Annotated in this window: 12 protein-coding genes and 3 pseudogenes; 11 read left to right on the forward strand and 4 right to left on the reverse strand. The window is 41.3% G+C overall.

The window, feature by feature from the left end; genetic code table 11:
• Positions 1-117 precede the first annotated feature (117 nt).
• From AC2SLN_RS08115 to AC2SLN_RS08160, 10 genes and pseudogenes are all read left to right on the forward strand, one after another.
• Positions 118-1,083, forward strand: coding sequence for an urease accessory protein UreD (locus AC2SLN_RS08115; RefSeq protein WP_486548310.1), 966 nt, complete (start codon positions 118-120; stop codon positions 1,081-1,083).
• 31 nt (positions 1,084-1,114) lie between these two features.
• The gene (ureA, locus tag AC2SLN_RS08120; protein ID WP_486548309.1) at positions 1,115-1,417 is read left to right on the forward strand and encodes an urease subunit gamma; all 303 of its coding nucleotides are present in this window, start codon (positions 1,115-1,117) and stop codon (positions 1,415-1,417) included.
• A gap of 92 nt (positions 1,418-1,509) precedes the next feature.
• Positions 1,510-1,815 (forward strand): annotated as a pseudogene (locus AC2SLN_RS08125) (urease subunit beta); the annotation flags it as partial.
• Positions 1,801-1,944, forward strand: a pseudogene (locus tag AC2SLN_RS08130) (hypothetical protein); the annotation flags it as partial. The pseudogenes AC2SLN_RS08125 and AC2SLN_RS08130, both read left to right, overlap by 15 nt.
• A 210-nt stretch (positions 1,945-2,154) precedes the next feature.
• A pseudogene (ureC, locus tag AC2SLN_RS08135) lies at positions 2,155-3,798 on the forward strand (urease subunit alpha); the annotation flags it as partial.
• Between the two features lie 96 nt (positions 3,799-3,894).
• Positions 3,895-4,434: an urease accessory protein UreE gene (gene ureE, locus AC2SLN_RS08140; RefSeq protein ID WP_486548308.1), complete on the forward strand. Its 540-nt coding sequence runs from the start codon at positions 3,895-3,897 to the stop codon at positions 4,432-4,434.
• Positions 4,427-5,266, forward strand: a complete 840-nt coding sequence (locus AC2SLN_RS08145; protein WP_486548307.1) for an urease accessory protein UreF — start codon at positions 4,427-4,429, stop codon at positions 5,264-5,266. The genes ureE and AC2SLN_RS08145 overlap by 8 nt, the downstream gene beginning before the upstream one ends.
• A 72-nt stretch (positions 5,267-5,338) precedes the next feature.
• Positions 5,339-5,992: an urease accessory protein UreG gene (gene ureG, locus AC2SLN_RS08150; protein WP_486548306.1), complete on the forward strand. Its 654-nt coding sequence runs from the start codon at positions 5,339-5,341 to the stop codon at positions 5,990-5,992.
• Positions 5,993-6,082: 90 nt separating this feature from the next.
• Positions 6,083-6,760 carry a HupE/UreJ family protein gene (locus AC2SLN_RS08155; RefSeq protein ID WP_486548305.1) on the forward strand — a complete coding sequence of 226 codons (678 nt, stop codon included), beginning with the start codon at positions 6,083-6,085 and terminating at the stop codon, positions 6,758-6,760.
• A 278-nt stretch (positions 6,761-7,038) separates the two neighbouring features.
• Entirely contained in the window at positions 7,039-7,557 is a 519-nt protein-coding gene (locus AC2SLN_RS08160; RefSeq protein WP_486548304.1) for an AmiS/UreI family transporter, read from the forward strand.
• A 144-nt stretch (positions 7,558-7,701) separates the two neighbouring features.
• On the opposite strand, the gene aqpZ is transcribed toward AC2SLN_RS08160, so the two are convergent.
• Complete coding sequence (gene aqpZ / locus AC2SLN_RS08165) at positions 7,702-8,463, reverse strand: aquaporin Z (RefSeq protein ID WP_486531353.1); 762 nt, start codon at positions 8,461-8,463, stop codon at positions 7,702-7,704.
• 781 nt (positions 8,464-9,244) lie between these two features.
• Here aqpZ and AC2SLN_RS08170 point away from each other — a divergent pair.
• Positions 9,245-10,231 (forward strand): glutathione S-transferase family protein, encoded by a 987-nt coding sequence (locus AC2SLN_RS08170; protein WP_486548303.1) that lies wholly within the window; start codon positions 9,245-9,247, stop codon positions 10,229-10,231.
• A gap of 15 nt (positions 10,232-10,246) precedes the next feature.
• Here AC2SLN_RS08170 and AC2SLN_RS08175 read toward each other — a convergent pair whose 3' ends face one another.
• From AC2SLN_RS08175 to AC2SLN_RS08185, 3 genes are all read right to left on the reverse strand, one after another.
• On the reverse strand, positions 10,247-10,372 hold the full coding sequence (locus AC2SLN_RS08175) for a hypothetical protein (RefSeq protein ID WP_495057327.1): 126 nt from the start codon (positions 10,370-10,372) through the stop codon (positions 10,247-10,249).
• A gap of 301 nt (positions 10,373-10,673) precedes the next feature.
• Complete coding sequence (gene pncB, locus AC2SLN_RS08180; RefSeq protein ID WP_486548302.1) at positions 10,674-11,888, reverse strand: nicotinate phosphoribosyltransferase; 1,215 nt, start codon at positions 11,886-11,888, stop codon at positions 10,674-10,676.
• A gap of 463 nt (positions 11,889-12,351) precedes the next feature.
• Positions 12,352-14,085 carry an AMP-binding protein gene (locus AC2SLN_RS08185; RefSeq protein ID WP_486548301.1) on the reverse strand — a complete coding sequence of 578 codons (1,734 nt, stop codon included), beginning with the start codon at positions 14,083-14,085 and terminating at the stop codon, positions 12,352-12,354.
• Positions 14,086-14,238 lie beyond the last annotated feature (153 nt).

Here is a 14,238-nt window from a genome sequence, read left to right on the forward strand (position 1 = left end):
AGAATTATCACTTAGATAATACGGGTATTAGATTTTGACTGACTAACTGTTTAAATAGCGTTGTAAACAACTATTTGGATAGCTTTTTCAACAGTTTACTTTTAGGAGAACGCAATCTTGACATGGCTCTCCTCACTCAACCTAAGCTTTGATTATGTGACTGCCAGCCAAAAAACTCGGCTTTACACCCGTGCCCATTCAGGTGCATTAAGGGTACAACGTCCCTTATATCCTGAGTCAAATAAGCAGACAGGTATCTGTCATATCTATGTCCTTTACCCACCCGCTGGTATCGCCGAAGGGGATCAGCTAACAGTCGACCTTCAGCTGCAAGAGAACAGTCATGCAGTGATTACCACACCCGGCGCTGGTAAATGGTATGGTCGTAAAAAAGTGAATAGTGCTGATCTGTCTTCTCGCTCTCATGCAAATAGCTCTCATGCAAATAGTGACAATATAAATAGTATCAGTACAAAAAAAATTGCCAGTCAAAATATTAGCGCAAAAATTCAGGCGAATGCGACCCTAGAGTGGCTACCCCAAGAGAGTATCTATTACGATAATTCGTTCTCAAATGCATTTAACCGTTTTGAGTTGTCACAAACAGCCAGCTTGCTAACGTGGGATATTGCTGTGTTTGGGCGTCAAGCATACAACGAGACGTTTATCAGCGGAGAGTACAGTAATCGTTTAGAGATATGGCGAGATAAACAATTACTTATCAGTGAGCATACTTGCCAGCGTGCTTCATCGCGATGGTTTAAGTCGCCACTTGGGTTGAACAGCCAGCATGTACATGGCTCATTTTGGGCAGTACCAAGCTGTGAGGTTATTGACAGTGCACAGCGTCACAATCCATTAAAACTTGGGCAGTATTTAGATGACACTATCATTGATATACGCGCACTGATTGAGAAACATGCTTTACCAATTGATTGTACGCATAATTATCAAGCCATTAATTGTCGCTATTTAGGCGTAGATGTCAGAGCCTGTTTTGAAGCATTTTATCTCATACGTGAGCTATTGAGGGCAAAATGGTACAAGCTTGAACCACATCGACCTAGAATTTGGGACACTTGATCAAGTAAAAGATAACCTTTAAGGAATAGCTATGCAACTGACTCCTACTGAAAAAGATAAACTTATGTTATTCACTGCTGGTATGGTTGCCGAACGCCGTAAAAATCGAGGCGTTAAGCTCAACTACCCTGAAGCCGTCGCCTATATCAGTATGTTACTGATGGAAGGGGCACGTGACGGTAAAACTGTGGCACAACTTATGAGCGAAGGGACGACTTATTTATCGGCTGATGATGTCATGGAGGGCGTGCCAGATATGATATCAGACGTTCAAATTGAAGCGACTTTTCCAGATGGTACCAAACTGGTAACCGTGCATAACCCTATTATTTAACGTCATATTCGATGCGTTATTCGATGAACTGTTAAATGAAGTGTTAAATAAATTATTGAATGAACTGTTTGGTCAATAAACAAGGTAACATTATGAAAGTAGGCGAATATAAAGTAAAAGCCGGTGATATGACCTTAAATGCAGGTCGCAGCGTACTAACCATAGAGGTGGTCAACACTGGCGACCGTCCAATTCAGATTGGGTCACATTATCATTTTTATGAAGTCAATGAAGCACTAAGATTTGATAGAGAAGTAACCAAGGGCTACCGCTTAAACATCTTATCGGGTACTGCGGTCCGCTTTGAACCTGGTCAATCCCGCGAAGTCGAACTTGTTGCTATAAGCGGTAAGCAAGACGTCTATGGCTTTGCCGGTAAAGTGATGGGTAATGCTGAGGTAAAACAAACCAAGCAAACCTCACAAAAACGTATCGACCGCCGTATTTATGTGGAACATTTTGGTCCTACTACTGGCGACAAAGTACGCTTAGCAGACACCGATCTATGGCTAGAAGTAGAGTACGATTTGACCAATCAAATGGATGCCAAGCCAGATTTACAGGCAAATAGTAATTCAGATGACCAATCCACTTCCCAATCCACTTCCCAACCCACTCACACCGCTCTCTCCTCAACTAGCGAATCAATCTCAATCAGCGGTTCAGCGCATGCTGAAGAAGACTCTCAAAGTTTAGCCAGTAATGGTTCAACCGACTCACAACCCAACATTAATATTGGTGAAGAGGTAAAATTTGGCGGCGGTAAAGTTATCCGCGATGGCATGGGACAGTCTCAATTAATGGGGGTTGACGTTGCAGAAACAGTGATTACCAATGCACTTATCGTTGACTATACTGGTATTTACAAAGCTGATGTTGCGCTTAAAAATGGACGTATCAGCGGTATCGGCAAAGCAGGTAATCCAGATATTCAGCCTGATGTTACTCTCCCAATTGGCGCATCAACTGAGATTATTGCAGGTGAAGGTAAAATCTTAACCGCAGGTGGGGTCGACAGCCATATCCACTTTATCGCCCCCCAACAATGTGAAACCGCTTTGATGTCAGGGGTAACTACCATGCTCGGTGGTGGTACAGGACCCGCTCAAGGTACTCTGGCAACAACCTGTACACCTGGCGCTTATCATATTCACAGTATGCTAAAGGCTACCGATGCCATCCCTATGAATATTGGCTTGTTGGGCAAAGGCAATGTCAGCTTACCTGATCCTGTTGTGGAACAAATTGAAGCAGGGGCTATTGGTCTAAAACTGCATGAAGATTGGGGAACAACGCCTCAAGCTATCGATAATTGCTTAAGTGTGGCTGAGAAATATGATGTACAGGTGGCTATTCATACGGACACCCTAAATGAAAGTGGCTATTTAGAGAGCACACTGGGCGCATTTAAAGGTCGCTGTATCCATACCTTCCATACCGAAGGCGCTGGGGGTGGACATGCCCCAGATATCTTAAAAGCAATTGGACAACCGCACGTTCTCCCCTCCTCGACCAACCCGACTCGTCCCTTTACCATCAATACCATTGATGAGCATCTCGACATGCTCATGGTATGTCATCACTTAAGTCCCGCTATTGCAGAAGATGTCGCCTTTGCAGAGAGCCGCATCCGTAAAGAGACCATCGCTGCTGAAGATATCCTACATGATACAGGCGCTATCTCTATGATGAGCAGTGACTCACAAGCGATGGGCCGTGTGGGTGAGGTTATTATCCGTACTTGGCAAACTGCTGATAAGATGAAAGCTCAACGAGGACATTTAAGTCCAGATAAATCAGCCCAAAGTGAACAAGACGCGGGGCATATTAACCTCTCCCAAACAGATTTCAGTGAAGACAATGATAACTTCCGTATCAAACGATATATCGCCAAATACACCATCAATCCTGCCATCACTCACGGTATCAGTGATGTGGTGGGCTCAGTTGAAGTGGGTAAATGGGCGGATTTAATTCTTTGGACGCCTGCCTTCTTTGGGGTTAAACCGGACTGCATTATTAAAGGCGGTCTAATAGCTGCCGCGCCAATGGGAGATATCAATGCCTCTATTTCAACACCGCAGCCGGTACATTACCGTAGTATGTTTGGTAGTTATCCAAAGACAGTGGCTCAAACCTGTATTGCCTTTATGTCACAGACAGCGATAGACAATGGCGTCGCGACCGAGCTTGAGCTTAATAAAGTCATTACACCTGTTCATAATATTCGCCAAGTACGTAAAAGCGATATGAAGCTCAATAGTCATTGTCCTGATATGGATATTAATCCTGAAACCTATGAAGTTCATGCCGATGGTGAGCTATTGACTTGTGAGGCTGCGGAGCATCTACCAATGGCTCAACGCTACTTTTTATTTTAACGCAGGATTATTTTAGAGCCAAATCAACCTAGAGCGCTTTGTATTTTGAAGCACTTTTATATGAGACCTTATCCTATCAAATAGACTCTACTGACTATGAAAATTTATTCGCAACGCCTTGATGATACCGATTTAACCCCTGAGCAACGCTCATTAATTGAAGAGCAGAAGCAGAACAATCACTATCTATATTTGGACTTTGATACCCGCCAGCGTAGCCGTTTTAAAGCCAATACTGTATTAAATGAATCAGTGGCTATTGACTTGCCACGTACTGAGACGTTAAAAGACGGTTGCGTGCTGTCTACTGCTGATGGAGAGCTTATTCAAGTAAAAGCTGCTAAGCAAACGTTGGTCTGCGTAACCGCTGACGATGGGTTTAATTTAATGAAGGGAGCCTATCACTTAGGTAACCGTCATGTGCCGCTTATGATTACTCCAACCGCACTCTACTTTGAGCCTGACCATGTCCTTGAGTCAATGCTACAAAATATTGGCTTACATACAGAGCAAGTACAGGCTCCCTTTGAACCAGAAACAGGGGCTTACAAAGGTGGACATGGTCATTCGCACAGCAGTCATTCACATGATCATGCTTCTACGCACAGTCACGAGAAAGAGCATTCACATGACTGATGCAAAAGTAGAAACCCTACCCTTAAGCGCAGACGAAAATGCTCTAGATAAAGATGTTACAGGTCGGTTGCTGATGCTGGCTTCAAGTAACCTGCCTATTGGTAGTTATACCTATTCGCAAGGTATAGAGCCTGCCATAGAATCAGGCCTTATTCATGATGAAGACAGTACCCTACAATTCATGCAAGACTACCTAGAGCTTGCATTAGTGGGTTATGAGCTTCCGCTATTGGCTTTGATGGTAAACGCGCTAACTGACGACAATGAGGACTTAGCCAAGGCATTAGGTGCTGACTATCATGCCAGCCGTGAGAGTAAAGAGTTTGTGTATGAGTCTAGCCAACTGGCTATTTCATTATCGGCATGGCTGGATGAAGTATTAGATTTAAATGTTCCTGAAGAGCTAGTCACTCATGGATTTCTGCCCCTGTTTGCTAATATCAGTGCGCATTGGCAGATTAAACCTAAACAAGCGATGATCACTTATGCGTTTGGACAAATCGAGAATATGATATTGGCTGCGGTAAAAACTGTGCCACTGGGTCAAATGGCAGGACAACGTATTATTTGGCAGTTGCAGCAACAGCTGGAGCATTTTACTCAAAAAATAAGTTCTGAAGTCCGTCACGTTTATCTCGACTATCAACATTCTCAAAACAAACAAACGTCCTTAAGTAAACAAAACCTAGATCCAGTTATAGCCGATTTAAACCCTCCAGCACCCCCTCTTAACTTGTTATATCAACCGCTAAATATGTCAGCTAACTTGCCAAATTTAGCAAAGCTGTCTTGTCAACATGAACGACAATACAGCCGTTTATTCCGTTCGTAATATAAATAAACCAGTATTATGGCTTATAAAATTATTTTTATAATTGCCAATTAAAAACTAAGGAAACATGCTATGGCGCTTACGCCCAAAACTCAAAATACTAATAAAACTACCACATTATCTCCACTTCGTTTAGGTATCGGTGGTCCCGTTGGCTCTGGCAAAACGGCTTTAACGTTAAGATTATGCCAGCGCCTACGCGATGAGATCAATATGGCGGTCGTTACAAATGACATTTACACCAAAGAAGATTCCGAGTTTTTAACTCGAAATAATGCCATGCCGGCGGAACGTATTCGCGGTGTTGAAACAGGTGGCTGCCCTCATACTGCCATTCGTGAAGATGCCTCCATTAACCTATCGGCAATTGCAGAATTACAAAGCCAGTTTCCTAAACTAGAGTTAATCATCATTGAATCTGGTGGGGACAACCTAGCAGCAACGTTTAGCCCTGAATTATCAGATTTAACTTTGTACGTCATTGATGTCTCCGCAGGCGACAAGATACCGCGCAAAGGTGGTCCAGGCATTATGAAATCTGACCTACTTATTATTAATAAGACAGATTTAGCCCCTTTAGTTGGGGCATCTCTTGAGGTTATGGCACGTGATGCCAAAAAAATGCGTGGTGAAAAACCTGTCGTATTTAGCAATATGAAAACGGGCGAAGGCTTGGATGAGATTGTGGCTTTTATCAAAGATAAAGGCATGATCGGCACAGCATAAGGTGCTGCATAAGTAAACAATGATATTAATTGCAGTGTGACTATTTAATAGTAAGAAGATCGATTTACTACATTAATTAAGGAATTTATCATGAGAATAAATCACGCAAAGTTAATTAACCTTTCAAATACAGCGACTAAACCCGCAACCTTTAGTTTATTAACGTTACTCTCTTTGCTACCAACACTTGCATTTGCACATCCTGGGCACGATTTATTCGTATCAGATGGATCATTTTCTTCCTCCGTTTTATCTGGAGTTATACACCCATTAACCGGACTTGATCATCTGATGTTAGCGCTGGGAATTGGAATACTATTTACTCAAATGCACAGCTTTAAAAAAGGATTTGCTTCTTTATCCATTGGTTTAATAGCTGGTTTTGCACTGAGCTTAAGTGTGAATTTAAACAGTCAATTTGTCGAAGCGGGTATCGTGTTATCGATCGTATTATTGACCACAGCGCTTATGAGCCGATACTTTAATCCTAAGCTAACCGAGCACTCACAAACCTCTGTTAAGACAATGTATAACACAGCTATTATTGGTTTTGGTGCTTTAGCAATGTTTCATGGTGCAGCGCATGCTATTGAAGTCCCTGCCAACAGTATCACTACAGGTTTCTTTATCGGTATGATTGTGGCAATGCTGGGTCTTTACGCTTTCGGTAGCGTTATTGCTAAGTATTTAATCAATAACATCCAAAACAGCATGGTTATTCAACGAGTCATGGCAGTTATTGGATTATGCGCGGTATTATTTAGTTAACCTTTATTATTACTGGTCTGAAAATTAGGACATATTTGTATAAGTGTGTCCTAATTTTATGCGTAAGGGCTGTTTTATATCCAAATATATAACGTGTCGTAAAAGTACTACCTTTATAGGCGAAACGCAGTTAACCTCGTCGCGATTTATAAGCTTGCCGACTAAGTTATTCAAACATCTCCTCCAATCTAAAACTCTTTTAACAATAGACTGCCTTTCATTTGGATATAAACTAAACCTACCTTATCAGACCTAATGATACTGTCAGGAGAATAGTTATGTTGGGTTTAACACTACTTTATGTGGGCGCTGTTTTATTGATTAACGGGCTCTGGCTACTCGGTAAAATTCAAGACAAAGAAATTCCAGTCATAAATTTTCTGGTAGGTATATTAAGTTTTCTAATTGCCACCTATTTAGTTTTCAATAACGCTCACGATTTGCATTTAATCAGTACCGGTGCTTTTACTTTCCTATTCGCTTTTACCTATCTATGGACGGGTATTAATCAATTTTTAAATACAGATTCAAAAGGGTTAGGATGGTTTTGCCTGTTTGTCAGTCTAACCGCTTTGTCTGTTGCACTAAACGCCACGTTTAAAATAAGCATGGAATTTAGTGTTTGGAACATCTATAACTGGTACGCTTGGGCTGTGCTATGGTTTTTAGACTTTGTTATGCTCAGCTTATCAAAAAACATCCAAAAACAAGTTGGCATGTATGCCGTTTTTTGTGCCATTACAACAGGGTGGATACCGGGGCTATTAATACTACAGGAGCTCTATGTTATTTATTAAAAATATCGAGTTTAAATATAATAAGACAAAAAATATAATAAGACAAAAAATATAATAAGACAAAAAATATAATAAGACAAAAAAAGGAGACTCAATTTGAGTCTCCTTTTATTTATAAACTTACCGCTCTAATTCTGCTAGCGCTTAGCCTATTTTTTCATCTAAAACCACATCGCCCACAATATCTGGGCCTTCATGACCTAACCAAGCGTAGATGCCACCACCGATTGCACCGCCAATGATTGGAGCCACCCAAAACATCCACAACTGAGATAATGCGCCACCGCCAACAAATAGAGCGACAGCTGTTGAACGAGCTGGATTGACTGAAGTATTGGTAATAGGAATACTAATTAAATGAATTAACGTTAGCCCTAAGCCAATAGCAATTGGCGCAAATCCTATTGGGGCACGATGATGGGTTGAGCCCATAATGATAATTAAAAAAATAGCGGTTAAAACCACTTCGGCTATCAAGGCCGCCATCATGCTATAACCACCTGGAGATAAGGCTCCAAAACCATTGGTCGCAAAAGCCCCTGCAGCTGTTGGGTCAATTGCAAAGCCTGCTTGGCCACTGGCTATAATATAAATAAAGAAAGCACCTAATAAACCGCCCAATACTTGAGCAATAATATAGGGCATAAGATGCGCCATAGGAAATCGCTTACCAATAGCTAAGCCCACGCTTACTGCGGGGTTGAAGTGACCGCCTGAAATGTGACCAAAAGCATACGCCCCAGTCAGTACCGTTAAACCAAACGCCAAAGCAACACCGACAAACCCTATCCCTAGGGGGTTGCCCTCGCCACCAAAGTTTGCAGCAAACACAGCGCTACCACATCCACCTAAAACCAACCACATTGTGCCTAAAAATTCGGCAGCCAATTTTTTTGACATTGTCATATTGAACTTTCCTTTATAATAACACCCAAAGTGTCTATTAATAGATTGATAAGTAAATCTATTTGCAATAATGAAATAAGCAAAAACTGTGCCAGTATGTTATCGACACATAAGCAAAAACTTCAATAGTATGCCTTAGAGACTGTCCAGTTGCATTGTTATCTTCACATCTATTATTCATGTCTATTGTTAAAGACAACAGTTGCTTTAATACCTGCAGACTAAACAAAGCTAGACCAAAAACAATATTATTGTAAAATATCCATATCCAAACTACGGGTTGAAAAGCACATTTGAATTAAATTAATTGTTAAGCAAATGACTACCACTCAATAAATCAAATAGAGTTGAACTCAAATAATTTCGCTACAAGGCAACAGACCGTAGATAATCCAAGTCGTACATTCAGGAAGGTCAACGCCTTAGCATATCTTTTTGAGACAAACTATAATAACGGGCGTTAATATGACTACTATTAATTTTTCTTACCCACCGACCCCAACCGATGCGTTAAAAGTCATTGAGTTCTGGTTTGACAAAGAGCATATGTCTTTTAAACACTGCTTATAAACACAAGGTTCTTATAAATAGAACACTCAATTGCTATTACTGCTGTTTACTGAGATTGATTCAACGGTTATCATCGTTCTAATAAGATTCTATAGTGGATTTACTTCAGTGGTCATTAAAACTTAGCCCTTAACAACTATGCACTAATAGCATCAGATTAAATCAACTATACTGATAAACAATATTAGCCGAACTAATTACGGAGTAAAATATGGGTTTACTAATCGAAGGTAAGTGGCACGACCAATGGTACGATACAGAGGCCACTGGTGGTCGTTTCCAGAGAGATATTTCTAGATTTAGAAATTGGATAACCTCCGATGGTAGTGCTGGGCCTTCAGGAAGTGCTGGGTTTAATGCAGAACCTAATCGCTATCATCTGTATGTATCATTAGCCTGCCCTTGGGCGCATCGCACCCTCATCTATCGCAAGCTAAAAGGCTTAGAAGACTTAATAACGCTCTCAGTGGTTCATCCTTTAATGCACAATAACGGCTGGACTTTTCAAGAAGGCGAAGGTGTCATTGCTGATCCTATATTTAATGCTAAATATATGTATGAAATCTATACAGCTGCTAAGTCAGATTATACGGGACGTGTTACTGTACCAGTCTTATGGGACAAAAAAAATAACACCATAGTCAGTAATGAATCCTCAGAAATCATTCGCATGTTTAATTCAGCTTTTGATGCAGTAGGTGGCAATAAAGACGTTAATTTTTTACCCGATACATTAAGAGATGAGATTGACGAACTAAACGACTTCATCTACCCCAATATTAATAATGGCGTCTATAAATCTGGTTTTGCGACCACTCAAGATGCCTATGATGAAGCGGTCATTGATCTATTCGCCGCTTTAGACAAAATTGAAGAGCGCTTAGCAACGCGCCGCTATCTCACTGGCGATACCATCACAGAAGCAGACTGGCGATTATTTACCACCCTTGTTCGCTTTGACCCTGTCTATGTCGGCCATTTCAAATGTAATATTAGACGTATTGTCGACTACCCTAACTTGTGGGGTTACTTACGTGACTTATACCAAGTGCCGGGTGTGGCCGCAACCGTTAATATGGCCCATATAAAATCGCATTACTATGGCAGTCATGACACCATCAACCCCACACTGATCGTGCCTCGTGGTCCAGAGATAGACTTTACCACCCCACATGGCCGACAAAATCTGTCTGCATAAGCAGTAACTCATAATTTACTGAGGCGTATCCCCCAGTCTCAACTTTGAAAAGCTTAAAATTTGTAGCTCATCACGCTTTTCGCTACTATCTTGGTTGTTCACTGGGGCGTGGGCTAAGGCTAAAAGCGTTTCATTATTCAAGCAAACCCATCTAGCCAAAGCCCACGCAGCCCAGTGCCCCACCAAGTATATCCGCTACAATCGTGGCTAAACCGCTCTTGCTTTGAGCATGGATACGTTATCCTTTTACGCTAGCCTTAATCCACAAATATTCATATGCTAATCCAACCTTAAGCCCTCAATATTGATATCCCGACATTGATATCCCGACGTTAATCCCTCAGTTTCAATATCTCCATTTTTCTACCCCTACATTCGCCAACGTCTACACACCCGTGCGGTAAAAATCACCCCATACCAATGCCAAAAAAAGCTATTACTATTAGGGGCTATCTATATCAAACACTTGCCGCAAATAAGCCAGATAAGTGTCATTATTAATCATCGTTTTTCCCGGGCTATCTGATAGTTTAGCCACCGGCTGACCATTACACTCCACGAGCTTTAAAACAATATTTAGCTGAGTCAGCCCCATATCATTGGTCAAATTTGTGCCAATGCCAAAACTGGTTTGAATACGATCCTTAAAATATTGATGCAACTGCCACGCTTTTTCAATATCAAGCCCATCGCTAAAAGTTAGCACTTTTGTCTTAGGGTCAATCTTAAGTTTTCTATAGTGAGCGACCGCCTTATCGCCCCACTCGTAAGGGTCGCCACTATCATGACGCAAGCCATCAAATAATTTCGCAAAATACAAATCAAAATCCCTCAAAAAAGCATCCATCCCCACCACATCAGTTAAGGCAATTCCCAAATCGCCTCGATACTCGTGTACCCATGCTTCAAGAGCCGCCTTTTGCGAATCTCGCAAGCGCACATCCAAAGCTTGAAATGCCTGCATAAACTCATGCGCCATCGTTCCTATAGGGGTTATTTTTAACTTTTTGGCCAGATAGACGTTAGAAGTCCCCCGGACAATATTGGGAGCGGCTTTGTGTAATGTTTCAACCACATGTGCTTGCCATTCTTTATTAAAGCGACGACGCGTACCAAAATCAGCAATGATGAATTCAGGTTCACCTCTCACCTGTTTTGCTGAATAGTGCTGGAGTTTTACCACTTTTTGTTGGAGACGCTTCTCGCCCTCTTCTAAAACTGCTGGCGTCGTTAATCTTTGGTAATAAAGCTCGTTGACAATCGCTAATACAAAAATCTCAAAAAACATGGCCTGAATCATAGGGCCTTCAATATCGATACATAGCCTATTTTTTCTGTCAATAACAACCTTGATATGACGACGTTTGAGCTGGAATAACTCTAAGTAATCGATAAAGTCAGAACGAATAAAACGTAAATTACTTAAATAATCTAACTCTTCCGCAGTAAAGTTCAGACTGCATAGGCAATCGAGTTGCGCATCAAGTTCATCTTTAATCTCTGCAAGAGGATAAGCAGTATCCTTGTAATTTCGGCAACGAAAGCGATAGACACTATGTGTTTGTGGAAACTGATGTAACATGGCTTGTAGCATCGTGAATTTGTATAGATCGTTATCAAGCAATGAGGTAATAATAGGTTGCTTAGCAGAGGTCATAGCTTATCCATAATGGCTAACTGTAAAAATAATTTTGTAAAATGCTGGGCTTTATTTTGACATTGTTTATATCCATACTGTTTTATATCAATATTGACAGCTATAGTCACAGGCAAGTAAAGCAGACAGGCAAATGGGGTACATAGCGACCAAACGCAGATGATATGAGTAGTATATTTAGGTTAATCAACACCGTAACTCTTCATTTTGCCTTTGACTCTATTATGAACAATCCGCCAGCCTTTTACTACCGGTAGAATCCATGGCGAATATGAAGAGTTACCTTAACATAAAGCAATCTTCCTCTATTATGCCAATGCTTGCACAATAACCTAACCTAAAAACCCATGGTAATGTCTAAAAGTAGAATAACTCTCCTTTTTGAAGTCATTACTCAGTATCATTTAGGTAGGTGGATATCGATCCACATTTAGGATAGCATTTGAGCCAGATTTGATCCGGCCTATAAGTTTAACTCTTCTTTCATTGCCTCAACGATTTTAAATTTCTGTATTTTACCCGTAACAGTCATGGGGTATTCTTCTACAAATCGAATATACGTTGGAATTTTAAAGTGAGCAATATGGTTACGGCAAAACTCTCTAACCTCTTGTTCAGTTAGGGTTTCGCCACGCTTTGGAATAATCCAAGCAGCCAGCTCCTCACCATACTTTTCAGATGGTACACCGACTATTTGCACATCCAGTATTTTTGGATGACGATAAAGGTAGTTTTCCACCTCAATCGGGTAAATATTTTCGCCCCCACGGATAATCATATCTTTGCTACGACCCACAATAGTGATATAGCCCTCTTCATCCATCTGGCCTAAATCGCCGGTGTGCATCCAACCATCCACAATAGCCTCAGACGTTTTAATAGTGTCGTTCCAATAACCAAGCATTACAGCGTAGCCCTTAGTCATTACTTCGCCCACTTGATTTATAGGTAGTGTTTCTTTGGTTTCACTATCGACAATCTTAACCTGCAAATGAGCTTGCACCAGACCCACTGTAGAGATACGCTTCTCAAGAGAGGTTATCGGTAATGTTTGAGTGGCTTTAGGACTGGTTTCCGTCATACCATAGGCAATGGTCAGCTCATCCATGTGCATGTCAGTAATGATACGCTGCATCAGCTCCATCGGACAGCTTGAACCACCTGAGATTCCCGTTCGCAATGTTGACACATCGTATTGATCAAAGTCAGGATGGTTCAAAATACTCAAAAACATACTCGGCACAGAATGCAATACTGTACAGCCCTCTTCGCTCACAGCTTGCAACACCGCCAAAGGCTCAAAACTGGTACTCGGATACACAATCGTACCACCATGACTGAGCATGGTTAAGTTACCCAACACCATGGCAAAGCAGTGATAAAGCGGTAATGGCAGGCACAGTTTATCTTCTGGTGTTAAGCACAGCGTCTGCCCGCAATGATAGGCGTTATTTAGTAGGTTTTTATGAGTAAGCGTTGCCCCTTTCGGTACGCCCGTTGTGCCACTGGTAAATTGAATGTTAATGGGATCAGAGGGTTTCAGCTGTTTACTACGCTCTGCTAATAAAGGGTCATTCGCATCGCCCTCGCTCAGCCAATCCGAAAACTTTTGCATATAGCGAATGGTTTCTGTGCTTTCAGGCTCATCAATCCATATTAAACGTTTAAGATTTGGCAAAGAGACGAGCTCAAGATACTTATAATCTTGGCGATAAATCTCTGGTGCCATCTCTTGCAGCATTTCTGCATAGTCACTGGTTTTGAAATGACGCATGACGACCAGAACCTTACAGTCTACTTTATTTAATGCGTATTCAAGTTCAAAAATACGATAAGCTGGATTAATGTTTACCAAAATAATGCCGGCTTTGGCGGTCGCTAACTGCATGAGTAGCCATTCAACGTTGTTATGCGACCAGATGCCGATACGATCGCCTTTAACAAGCCCCGTTCTTATCATGGCACTTGCAAGCTGGTTGGCTTTTTCTTGCAGTTCTTTATATGTCCAACGAATACCTTGATGCCGTGAGACAATGGCTTCTTTGTTGGGATACTTTTCCGCAACACTGTCGAAATAATCGCCAATGGTTTGGTCAATAAGCGGTGTATCGGTTGGGCCAATGTCATGACTCATGGTAAGCGGCGCATTTCTTGAGGCCGCATTAGGGAAGCGCTGGTGTAATAAATCTCTAAACATAAGACATCCTTGTTTTTTATGACGATTGCTTAATAACTGAGGTTAAGTCGCTTGTTAAATAGCTGGGGTTAAATGACTTTTTAATCAGCGACCATCTCATAAACTTAGGTTAATTGGGTGAATAAAAGCGATGGCACTAATGATAATTATGTT

It is taken from the genome of Psychrobacter sp. CX90 (assembly GCF_057396305.2).